The organism is Niallia laureatilytica (genome assembly GCF_046613985.1).
Taxonomy (GTDB): domain Bacteria; phylum Bacillota; class Bacilli; order Bacillales; family Cytobacillaceae; genus Niallia.
Genome location: NZ_JBKKHP010000021.1, coordinates 32,643 through 43,566, shown reverse-complemented (window position 1 = coordinate 43,566; position 10,924 = coordinate 32,643). Strand labels below are relative to the sequence as shown.

Genomic DNA, 10,924 nt, shown 5'->3' with positions numbered 1-10,924 from the left:
CTTGCCGGGGTTTTTCTAATTGTTTAAAGGCTGTTAGCTCCTTTGATGATGGTTACTTCTCTTTGTAGATAGGCCCAGTTTTGCGGTGCCGGCAAGCTGATTTGCCAAAAGGTTGTTCCAGCAAGCTTGTTTACGTCGATTATTTTGTATTTTTCTAGATAACTCCTGATATCTTCAAACCAGACGATATGCTGATTATTTCCTGACCAGTATTCAAACCACGGAGATTTTGCCGCATTATCGTATTGAATGTCTGTAAGTAAGGATATTGCTGTATTTTGGGCGGCAAGGACAGATACCCCTTGTGTCGCATTTGTAGCGACTACTTTGTCATATCCATATAGCGCCATTGCAATCATCAGCTTCTCGGAACTAACCAATGTTAAAGCATAGGCAACAACCTGTTCGACAAAGGCAATAGGCGAAACAGGTTCAGGCGGACCGCCAGGGTAGCCGTAATCAATGGTCATCAATGCCATTAAATCCGCACTCCTGGCTATAGCTGCATAATCATATGCTCCAACAATCCGGTTTGCTGGAAGATCTGCCGATTTGGCGTGGACATTCACATTCAATAACAAACTTCCTAACTGTTGTTTTAATGCTTGTAAAAATAAATTAAAATCATTGCGGCGAGCTGGCGGAATAAACTCAAAATCAATACTTACGCCTCCAAAGCCGCGAGTATTTGTGAGATTAACAATGCTCGATACTAAGTTTTGCCGGTATACGGCGTTCTCCAAAACAGCACCCGCAAGTTCTGGGCTAAAACCGCTGCTTGTAAAATTGCGGATCATTAATAAGGGAATGCTGTTAAGCTGCCGGCATCGATTGATAAGTGCACTATCATCTGTTTGTGCAAAGCAATAGCCTTCCGTTGTGAAGGAATAGTTGACAATAGCAATATACGTTAGCTGTGCAGCAAGGGAATTTATAGTGGCAAGATTTGCTATTGTATTGGATGGAACAATAAAACCAAGTGTGCTTATTGTCAGTTTGGTCGGAGAGGGTATATTAATTATTTGCCCAATTTGCAAAGGATTTAAAGAAACGCCTTCATTCGCAGCCGTGATAGCAGGAATGGTTGTATTAAATTGTTGTGCGATTTCCCATAAGTTATCACCGTTAATTGTTTTATAGGCACGAACAGGTAAAGCATTATCTGTGATGTACAGGGCAAGTCCTGGCACAATACTTGAGGAAGTTAAACCGTTAGTAGTAATAATCGTATTTTCCGCCACATTATAACGAGCAGAAATTGACCATAGATTTTCCCCGCTCTTTACGACATGAACAGTCATCATAACACCCCCTTTTAATCCATTTATATGGGAGATGTTCAAGATTATACAGGTTTTATCATATGGTCATGTATGTTTATGAACTCACAGTATATGACTGTTTCCTTGGAGGAAGAACTGTGATTGCTCGTAATTATACGTTACCTTTGAAAAATCAAAGGGCTGGCCGTTTGTTAAATGAAAAATGGTCTCAGCAGAAAGCTTCGGATCTCCACTCACTAGTCCTAGATAACCTGCTTCCGCCTCATCCAGTTTCCCAACTTGAAGATACATATCTGAGAAACCAACCTTAAGTCCTAATCCCTCTGTAATATAATGAAAAATCGATTCAGTAACAATTTCTTTATTCAAGTAGGAAATGATGCCTTTATGATAGTAAGATTCTTCCAAACATAAAGTTTGCCCATTAATATACCTTACCCTTTTTACATAGTAAACATCTTCCGTCTCCTTTAAGTTTAAGCTTTGTGCAGCTTCAGCTGTCGGTTTTCTTACATCGAATTCAATTACTTGTGACGTTATTTGAAAACCCTCTAAATCCTTTTTAAACCCTTGATTCGAAAGTAAGCTTATATAGCCTTTGCGGTGGTGTCTTCTTACAAAAATACCGCTGCCTCTTACTTGAAAGATAATGCCCTTTTTCTCGAGCATATCAAGAGACTTGGTTATTGTGCTTTTACTGACCTCAAACTGATTCATTAATGCTTCGATGACAGGAAGTTTGTCCCCTTGCTGGAGGGAATGGTCCTCAATATATCTTTCAATTTCTGCTGCGATTTGCTGGTACTTTAACATATACATTCCTCTTTAATTATTTATAGAAGGATTATAGCATAAATCAGCAAAAATCTCATTTATCATTATGATGGTACAAAATAATTTGTTGGTACTTGATAAATTATACCGATACAATTATAATGTAAGCGTATAAAGGATTGAAGGAGGGGTACAAATTGGCAGGAAATGTTAGAGATTATCCGAAGTTAGCTAAAGATATTTTGAGCGCTGTCGGTGGTGAGGACAACATAGTCAGTGCAACAAGATGTGCGACAAGATTGCGTTTAGTATTAAAGCGCTCTAACCCGCAAGCGAAAGAAGAAATTTCTGCAATGCCGGGAGTTGTAACGGTTGTAGAAAACGGCGGACAATTTCAAGTTGTAATTGGTCAGCATGTCGGAGAGGTTTATGAGCATTTTTCTAATCTGATTAATTTAGATGCAGTACATACGGAAAATGAAAATAAAGGAACCATCCTCAACCGTATCATCGCCACGATGTCTGCAGTGTTTGCGCCATTTGTTTATATCTTGGCAGCAGCTGGTATTTTGCAAGGTTTATTGATTATCATAAACTTATTGTTTGATAGTTTCGCAGAAACTGGCACCTATCAAGTATTGAGCTTTATTTCTTGGGCTCCATTCACTTTTTTGCCGATTTTTATCGCAATTACTGCGTCCAAGCATTTTAAAACAAATACTTATATTGCAGTGGCCTGTTGTGCTGCATTAGTGAGCCCGACTTGGGCAGAAATGGCTGCACAAATTTCTGAAGGTTCAAATATTAACTTTATTGGAATCGCTTTAACAGAAACAACTTATACTTCATCCGTATTACCTCCGCTCTTCTTAGTGTGGATCTTGTCTTATTTGGAACGTTTCTTAAATAAGTACATCAATGAAGTAATCAAGCCATTATTTGTTCCCTTTTTCAGTTTAGTTATTATGGTACCGTTAACCATCACGCTTATTGGCCCGCTAACAACAATGGGCGCAAACGGCATTGCTAACGGCTATAATTTCTTGGCAGAAAATGCACCAATTGTTGCTGGTGCTATCATCGGCTCTTTATGGCAAGTTATCGTCATCTTTGGTGTTCACTGGGGAGTTACCCCGATGGTATTGGCCAACTTTGATTTATACGGCCGTGATTCCTTCCAAGCCTATCAAACGATTGCTGTTATCGCACAGGTTGGAGCAGTTTTAGGGGTAATCTTAAAGGCCAAAAGCCAAGAAACAAGAAAAGTCAGTGTGTCTGCAGGCGTAACTGGTATTTTCGGAATTACCGAGCCTGCGATTTATGGGGTTAACTTACGATTCAAAAAGCCATTCATCTTCGGATGTATCGGCGGCGGTATTGGGGCGATTACAGCAAGCTTTTTTAACCCATACTACTTTGCATATGCAGGCTTGCCTGGTCCGTTAACAATCGTAAACGGCATCAATGAAGACTATCCAATGTCCGTTTGGGGAATATTGATCGGGGCAGCAATTGCCATCATCCTTCCAGTTGTACTTGTGCAAATTTTCGGTTATGGAGAAACAAATGACAGCAGCAAAACAGCAAGTCTAGAAAATACTAACACATCAAGCGCTCCGGAAATTGCAGCAACAACGATCACAGAGCTTACTGTTAACTCTCCAATTAGCGGCAAGGTTGTTCCTCTCTCTCAAGTGCCTGATGAAGTATTTAGTTCAGGTGCCATGGGGCAAGGAATTGCCATTGAACCAACAGAAAATAAAGTGATTGCACCATTTGAAGGCACTGTTGTGATGATTGCCCCAACAAAACACGCAATAGGCCTAAGATCAGAAACTGGTGTTGAATTGCTTATTCACATTGGTTTGGATACTGTTACACTCGATGGCAGCCCATTCACCGTCAAGGTTAAAGATGGCGAAAAATTCAATAAAGGTGATTTATTAATTGAATTTGATAAAGACTATATTGAGAGTAAAGGATTAAAGACAATCACACCTGTCATTGTTACTAACACATTCGCTTACGAAGAAGTTATCATCGAGAAAGTGGAAAATTGTACTTTTAATCAAACATTATTTACAGTAATTAAATGAGGAGGAATACAAACATGAGTAAATTACCAAAAGATTTCCTATGGGGCGGCGCACTTGCTGCTCACCAATTTGAAGGTGGCTGGAATGCAGGCGGAAAAGGTCCAAGTGTCGTCGATGTTTTGACAGCTGGTGAACATGGTGTTGCCAGAAAAATCACGGATACGATTGAGGAAAATGAGTTTTATCCTAACCATGAAGCAATCGATTTTTATCATCATTACAAAGAAGATATCGCATTGTTTGCTGAAATGGGCTTAAAATGCCTAAGAACTTCTATCGGCTGGAGCAGAATTTTCCCGAAAGGTGATGAAGCTACACCGAATGAAGAAGGCTTGCAATTCTATGATAATGTGTTTGACGAATTGTTAAGCAATGGCATTGAGCCTGTTATCACTCTTTCTCACTTTGAAATGCCATTGCATTTAGCAAGAGAATACGGCGGTTTCCGCAATCGTAAAGTCGTCGATTATTTTGTGAAGTTCGCAGAGGTTGTTTTCAACCGTTATAAAGATAAAGTGAAATACTGGATGACATTCAATGAAATTAATAACCAAATGGATGTAGACAACCCATTATTCTTATGGACAAATTCTGGTGTTACGATTAAAGATGGCGAAAATCCAAAAGAAGTTATGTACCAAACAGGTCATCATGAATTGATTGCTAGTGCATTAGCTGTTTCTGCCGGCAAGAAAATCAATCCAGAATTCCAAATTGGGGCAATGGTATCACATGTTCCTATTTACCCGTTCTCTTCTAATCCAGAAGACATCATGCTTGCAGAAGAAGAAATGAGACAGCGCTACTTCTTCCCTGATGTGCATGTACGCGGCGTTTATCCAAAATACGCATTAAAAGAATTTGAACGAGAAGGCTATAATATCAAATTCGAAGAAGGCGATGACGAGATATTACGCAATGGTACGGTTGATTATTTAGGCTTCAGCTACTATATGTCAACGACTGTAAAAAGCGATGTAGTAAATGACAACACTGGCAACATCGTTAACGGCGCATTACGAAATGGTGTAGAAAATCCTTATATTAAGTCAAGTGACTGGGGCTGGGCAATTGATCCGACAGGATTGCGCTATACATTAAACCGCTTCTATGATCGCTATCAAATTCCGTTGTTTATTGTAGAGAACGGCTTTGGGGCTATCGACACAATCAGTGAGGATGGCTCTATCCATGACCCAGAAAGAATTCAATACTTGAAATCTCATATTGAAGCATTAGAAAAAGCAGTTGAATACGACGGCGTTGATCTTATCGGATACACACCTTGGGGTATCATTGATATCGTTTCCTTCACTACAGGAGAAATGAAGAAACGCTACGGAATGATTTATGTTGACCGTGATAATGAAGGCAACGGCAGCATGAAACGCTTTAAGAAAGAATCCTTTAACTGGTATAAAAAAGTTATTGAAACAAACGGCGAAGTTCTTTAATGACAGAAAAAAACCTTATCCTTTTAACAGGATAAGGTTTTTTTCTATTACAGCCATTTATTTTAAGTTTTAACAAAATCCGGACATACTTTTGACATATTTATGCTCTACAATATGATTAAGTTGCCGCATCCCCCACCTCACACACTAACAATGCTGCGATAATCAAAAACAGGAGCGGATTCTATCCTGCTCCTGTTTTTTTATGCATTTAAATCATAGCGCTTTCCAGTAACTAAATAAATAACATGCTCCGCAATATTGGTTGAATGGTCTGCTACTCTTTCAATGTATCTGCACACAAAGGCAAGCTGTGTTATCTGGTTTGTATTATCAGGATTTTGCTTGAGATAGCCCATTAACTCTTTAACAAGCATGCCATACATTTCATCCACTTTATCGTCCTCTTGTGCACATTGTCTTGCTAGAGCAACATCCTCCTGCAAAAAGGACTGTAAGGAATCGCTAAGCATTTTCAATGCCATATCCATCATCTTTGGGATATCGACTATTTCCTTAATCAGTTTTTCGTTGCCGATATGCAATGTTGATTTTGCGATATTCACTGCATTATCTGCAATGCGCTCCACTTCAGAAGATATTTTCAAAGCAACAATAATTTTGCGCAAGTCTCTTGCAACAGGTGCTTCCATCGCAATTAAAGATATGGCTTTATCATTAATATCATTTTCTAAATCATCAATTGCTGTGTCTCGTTCAATAATTTGTTTCGCTTGTTCCAAATCTTGCTTAATAAGTACTTGGATGCTGTCCTGGATGGAAACCTCCGAAAGGCGGGCCATTTCCATCAGCATATCCTTTAATTGATTCAAGTTACTATCGAAGTTTGATCTTATATTCATGAGCTCACTCCCATTATCCAAATCTTCCTGAGATATAGCCTTCTGTCCGTTCATCGGCAGGATTCGAGAATATCTTCTGCGTATTATCCAGCTCAATAAGCTGACCCATTAAAAAGAAGGCGGTTTTATCTGATACCCTTGAAGCCTGCTGCATATTATGGGTAACAATGACAATTGTGTATTTTTCCTTTAATTTTAAAATTAATTCCTCAATCTTTAAGGTTGAAATCGGGTCTAATGCAGACGTCGGTTCATCCATCAACAGTACATCTGGCTTTGTTGCAAGCGCTCTTGCGATACATAACCGTTGCTGCTGTCCTCCTGACAAGCCAAGTGCTGGACCGTTCAAACGATCCTTCACCTCATCCCATAAAGCAACATCCTTCAGGGAGCTTTCCACAATGTTATTGAGTTCTTCTTTCTTCTTGATGCCGTGTATTCTAGGTCCATAAGCAACATTGTCAAAGATCGATTGAGGAAATGGATTACCCTTTTGGAATACCATTCCTACCTTCTTTCGTAATTCAACAAGATCCAGTCTGTCACTTAAAATATTTTGTTTGTCAAAGTTGATCTCTCCTGCCATCCTTACATTCGGCACATATTTGATCATTAAGTTCAATGTTTTGATGAACGTCGACTTCCCGCAGCCGGAAGGACCGATGATCGCGGTAACCTCCTTTTCATTAATAGGAAAGTTGATTTCCTTTAATGCATGATGGTCACCATACCATAAATTGAGATCGACACAATCGAAAATCGCCTTCGTACTAATATCTGTAGACAATTCTTTTCCTCCTTATCCGAACCGGCCGGAAATATATTCTTCCGTCTTCTGATTAGAAGGCGCCGTGAATATCGTTTCCGTCACATCGTATTCAATTAAATCACCAGAGAAAAAGAAGGCGGTTTTATCCGAAATACGTGATGCCTGTGACATATTATGGGTCACAATGATAATGGTATAATCCTTCTTCAGCTCTAATATTAATTCTTCTACCTTCGCATTAGAAATCGGATCTAGTGCAGAGGACGGTTCATCAAGGAGCATCACAGTTGGTTTCATGGCTATGGTTCTCGCAATACAAAGCCGCTGCTGCTGACCACCAGATAAAGATAAAGCTGATTTATGAAGCCTGTCCTTTACTTCCTCCCATAGGGCGGCTTTCGTTAAGCTTTCTTCTACAATGCGATCAAGCTCTGCTTTCTTCCTTACTCCATTATATTTCAAAGCGTGCGTAATATTATCATAAATTGATTTCGGAAATGGATTAGGCTTTTGAAAAACCATCCCGATTTCCTTTCGTAATGCAACGACATTTATATCGTCTGATAATAAATTAATGTCCTCGTACAGTATCTCTCCTTGTGCCCTCGCACCTGGAATAAGATCATTCATTCTGTTAACTGTCCTTAAAAACGTTGATTTTCCACAGCCGGAAGGACCAATTAGCGCTGTGATGGAATTCTTTTCAATCTGCATAGAAATCCCGTTAACTGCCCGCTTATCTCCATAAAAAAATTCGAGATTTTTTACATCTAAAATAGGTGTGCTCATTTTTTTCACCAGCCTTCTATTTCGTTGCCGTGATTTTTTTATGAATAAGTGTTCCAATCCATCTTGCTAATAAGTTGAAAATTAAGACTGCCAAAATTAAAACCGCAGATGCGCCATTAGAAACTTGTTCAATGTCTGGAATTAAGCCTTGTGTATTAACAGACCAAATGTGGACAGCCAGTGTCTCGGCAGGCCGGAAGATATTCAGCGGTGATCTGTCAGAAAACGGATTCCAATCAAGATAATTTAACCTTGGTGTGGAAAGTCCTGCTGTAAACAGCAAGGCGGCAGCTTCGCCAAAGACACGCCCTGATGCAAGAATCGCACCAGTCAGAATTGAAGGAAACGCACTAGGCAGAATAACTGTTTTAATCGTATGCCAATGGGTAATACCAAGAGCAAGACTTCCTTCCTTCAGTTCTCTTGGAACAGTTCGAATAGCATCTTCACTTACCCTGACTAGAACAGGAAGATTAAAAACGGTAAGCGCCAAAGCTCCCCCTAATATTGTGTATCCCCAGCCAGTCAAGTTCACAAACATTAATAAACCAAACATTCCAATAACAATGGATGGGAGAGATGATAATACTTCAATACAAGAGCGAATAATATCTGTTACTTTTCCAGGTCGGGCGTATTCTGCCATAAATATTCCGCCGCCAATTCCAAGAGGAAGAGAAATTATCATGGTAATTACAAGAATATATAAAGAATTAAACAGCTGGTCCCTAACCCCGCCGCCAGCGCGAACATTACTGGAAGGCGATGTTAGAAAATCAAGGGAAACATAACGTAAACCATTAAATAAAATATAAGCAAACAATCCAACTAATATACATACTATGATGGTGGCAATAGCAACTAATACAACTGTTGCAACACGGTCTGCTGTTTTACTGTTCATTACATTTTCCTCCTTGATGACACATAACGAATGAGGATAATAAAGATAAATGACATAATTAACAAAATCAGTCCCATCGACCAAAGTGTATTATTTTCCACACTGCCGTATGTTGTATGGCCCATATTCAACGTAATAATCGTTGTTAATGTTGCAGCTGCATCAAGAAAGCTAGATGGCAAATCCTTTACATTTCCAATTACCATTTGCACAGCTAATGCTTCACCAAATGCACGTGCCATCCCTAAAATCACTGCTGTAAGCAAAGTTGGCAGTGCTGCTGGAATAAGAACCTTCCATATTGTCTGCCACCGAGTAGCTCCGAGTGCAAATGAACCTTCCCGTAAATTATTAGGTAAAGAACTCATTGCATCTGTAGCAATACTTGTAATTGTAGGCAATATCATAATGGAGAGGACAATTGTTCCCGCAAGTAAACTAAAACCGAGACCACCGATATTATCTCTAATAAACGGCACTAATACGGATAATCCAATAAATCCATACACAACAGATGGAATCCCAACAAGCAGTTCAATGACAGGCTGAATTATCTTTTTCCCCCAAGAAGGAGCAATCTCTGTCATGAAAATAGCAGCTCCTATACCGAGTGGCGCTGCAACAAGTGCAGACAGAAAAGTGACCGCAAAGGAGCCAAAAATAAATGGAAATGCCCCGAATTTTGGATTGGCTTTATTCGTTGGATTCCAATCAGTGCTTGTCAAAAACTCGAGCGGGCTAATTCCGTTTTTAATAAATGATTGCAGTCCTTTTACTCCAAGGAAAATCGTAATAGAAATCGTCACAGCAATCATAATGATTGCACATAATGTCACGAGAATTTTCCCGCGGAACTCATTGCCTACTCCTGTTTTTGCTGATTTCAATAATCTGTCTTTTGCAGGAATCGTTTTTTCTCTCATGCTAAAAAACCTCCCCTTATGGCTTAACAGGGTAAATGCATATAAAAGCATCTACCCTGTTCAATTTTTTAAAGATCCTTCAGATTACCCTCAGCATCTCTTTCTACCTTCATTTCTGTTACAGGTAAATATCCTTGCTCTTTCAGCAATGTGCTTTGAATGTCTTCTGACATCACATAATCAAGAAATGATTTTGTTAAGCCTTTTGGTTCCCCTTTCGTGTAGGAATGCTGATAGGCCCAGATTGGGAATGTTCCATTTTGCACATTTTCTTCTTTTGCCTCAACTCCATCAACAGACAGTGCTGTTATAGAATCATCTGTAAAATAGGAGAAAGCAAGATAACCTACTGCACCTTCTGTTTCCGTTAAGATTTTCTTCACTGTATTAGACGAGTCCTCTGTTATCCCTTCTGCAGGTGTTGCATCATCGAGACCAAATTTATTAAAAACTGCACGAGTTCCAGAAGAATCAGGACGATTCACGAGGACGATTTTTTGGTCTTTACCGCCAACATCCTTCCAGTTTGTAATTTTACCTGTGAAAACCTTAATTAAATCCTCTTTCGAAATATCTGTAATTCCTACATTCGGATTAACGGCAGCAGTGATACCGACAACTGCTACTTTATGATCCACTAGCTCATCAGCCTTAATGCCTTCTTTTTCTTCTGCATACACATCAGAGTTACCAATATCAACAGAACCTTCAGATACTTGAGATAATCCCGTACCAGAGCCACCTGCGTTTACTTGGACATCTGCATTTGGATTTTCGGCCATGAACTCTTCTGCCGCTGCAGCAATTAACGGCTGCATAGCAGAGGAACCAGAAACAACTAAGGAACCAGAATTTTCGTCACCGTTATCTGCATTTTCATTACCGCCACCGCATCCTGCAGCGATGACCATTAATGCAAAAATCATTAATACATAACCAAACCTTTTAAAGCTCTTCATTAATAGCCCTCCAATAAAATATTTAAATATTTTCACTACCGGCATGATTGCTTCTAGTAGAAAGGAATATTTTTTCTAACTTAGTATGTGTTACAAGATAATTAGTTATT

General features: G+C 39.3%; 10 protein-coding genes. 2 read left to right on the top strand and 8 right to left on the bottom strand.

Translation table 11 applies throughout. The features are described 5' to 3' along the window. Nucleotides 1–23: 23 nt before the first annotated feature. Both ACLIJJ_RS25835 and ACLIJJ_RS25830 read right to left on the bottom strand, forming a co-directional pair. Nucleotides 24–1,304 (bottom strand): glycosyl hydrolase family 18 protein, encoded by a 1,281-nt coding sequence (locus ACLIJJ_RS25835; RefSeq protein WP_411411906.1) that lies wholly within the window; start codon nt 1,302–1,304, stop codon nt 24–26. Nucleotides 1,305–1,385: 81 nt separating this feature from the next. Beyond that, complete coding sequence (locus ACLIJJ_RS25830) at nt 1,386–2,096, bottom strand: GntR family transcriptional regulator (protein ID WP_237942733.1); 711 nt, start codon at nt 2,094–2,096, stop codon at nt 1,386–1,388. A gap of 158 nt (nt 2,097–2,254) precedes the next feature. Here ACLIJJ_RS25830 and ACLIJJ_RS25825 point away from each other — a divergent pair, with 158 nt between their 5' ends. Together ACLIJJ_RS25825 and bglA are read left to right on the top strand one after the other, a co-directional pair. Continuing rightward, entirely contained in the window at nt 2,255–4,153 is a 1,899-nt protein-coding gene (locus ACLIJJ_RS25825) for a beta-glucoside-specific PTS transporter subunit IIABC (protein WP_251645824.1), read from the top strand. Nucleotides 4,154–4,167: 14 nt separating this feature from the next. Beyond that, nucleotides 4,168–5,607: a 6-phospho-beta-glucosidase BglA gene (gene bglA, locus ACLIJJ_RS25820; RefSeq protein ID WP_233315265.1), complete on the top strand. Its 1,440-nt coding sequence runs from the start codon at nt 4,168–4,170 to the stop codon at nt 5,605–5,607. Nucleotides 5,608–5,810: 203 nt separating this feature from the next. Here the strand turns inward: bglA and phoU are convergent, their stop codons facing one another. From phoU to ACLIJJ_RS25790, 6 genes are all read right to left on the bottom strand, one after another. Then, the gene (phoU, locus tag ACLIJJ_RS25815) at nt 5,811–6,470 is read right to left on the bottom strand and encodes a phosphate signaling complex protein PhoU (RefSeq protein ID WP_251645822.1); all 660 of its coding nucleotides are present in this window, start codon (nt 6,468–6,470) and stop codon (nt 5,811–5,813) included. A gap of 13 nt (nt 6,471–6,483) precedes the next feature. After that, on the bottom strand, nt 6,484–7,257 hold the full coding sequence (gene pstB, locus ACLIJJ_RS25810; RefSeq protein WP_237942737.1) for a phosphate ABC transporter ATP-binding protein PstB: 774 nt from the start codon (nt 7,255–7,257) through the stop codon (nt 6,484–6,486). A 12-nt stretch (nt 7,258–7,269) separates the two neighbouring features. Continuing rightward, the gene (gene pstB / locus ACLIJJ_RS25805; RefSeq protein WP_233315262.1) at nt 7,270–8,028 is read right to left on the bottom strand and encodes a phosphate ABC transporter ATP-binding protein PstB; all 759 of its coding nucleotides are present in this window, start codon (nt 8,026–8,028) and stop codon (nt 7,270–7,272) included. A 16-nt stretch (nt 8,029–8,044) separates the two neighbouring features. Further along, on the bottom strand, nt 8,045–8,932 hold the full coding sequence (gene pstA, locus ACLIJJ_RS25800; RefSeq protein WP_233315261.1) for a phosphate ABC transporter permease PstA: 888 nt from the start codon (nt 8,930–8,932) through the stop codon (nt 8,045–8,047). Further along, nucleotides 8,932–9,855, bottom strand: coding sequence for a phosphate ABC transporter permease subunit PstC (gene pstC, locus ACLIJJ_RS25795; RefSeq protein WP_233315260.1), 924 nt, complete (start codon nt 9,853–9,855; stop codon nt 8,932–8,934). The genes pstA and pstC overlap by 1 nt, the downstream gene beginning before the upstream one ends. A 68-nt stretch (nt 9,856–9,923) precedes the next feature. Then, complete coding sequence (locus ACLIJJ_RS25790; protein WP_233315259.1) at nt 9,924–10,814, bottom strand: phosphate ABC transporter substrate-binding protein; 891 nt, start codon at nt 10,812–10,814, stop codon at nt 9,924–9,926. Between the last annotated feature and the right edge of the window lie 110 nt (nt 10,815–10,924).

Excerpts from the sequence above, each read along its gene's own strand:
- phoU (WP_251645822.1), bottom strand. The coding sequence starts at position 6,470 with ATGAATATAAGATCAAACTTCGATAGTAACTTGAATCAATTAAAGGAT.
- ACLIJJ_RS25790 (WP_233315259.1), bottom strand. The coding sequence starts at position 10,814 with ATGAAGAGCTTTAAAAGGTTTGGTTATGTATTAATGATTTTTGCATTA.
- bglA (WP_233315265.1), top strand. The coding sequence starts at position 4,168 with ATGAGTAAATTACCAAAAGATTTCCTATGGGGCGGCGCACTTGCTGCT.
- pstC (WP_233315260.1), bottom strand. The coding sequence starts at position 9,855 with ATGAGAGAAAAAACGATTCCTGCAAAAGACAGATTATTGAAATCAGCA.
- pstB (WP_233315262.1), bottom strand. The coding sequence starts at position 8,028 with ATGAGCACACCTATTTTAGATGTAAAAAATCTCGAATTTTTTTATGGA.
- ACLIJJ_RS25830 (WP_237942733.1), bottom strand. The coding sequence starts at position 2,096 with ATGTTAAAGTACCAGCAAATCGCAGCAGAAATTGAAAGATATATTGAG.
- ACLIJJ_RS25835 (WP_411411906.1), bottom strand. The coding sequence starts at position 1,304 with ATGATGACTGTTCATGTCGTAAAGAGCGGGGAAAATCTATGGTCAATT.
- pstA (WP_233315261.1), bottom strand. The coding sequence starts at position 8,932 with ATGAACAGTAAAACAGCAGACCGTGTTGCAACAGTTGTATTAGTTGCT.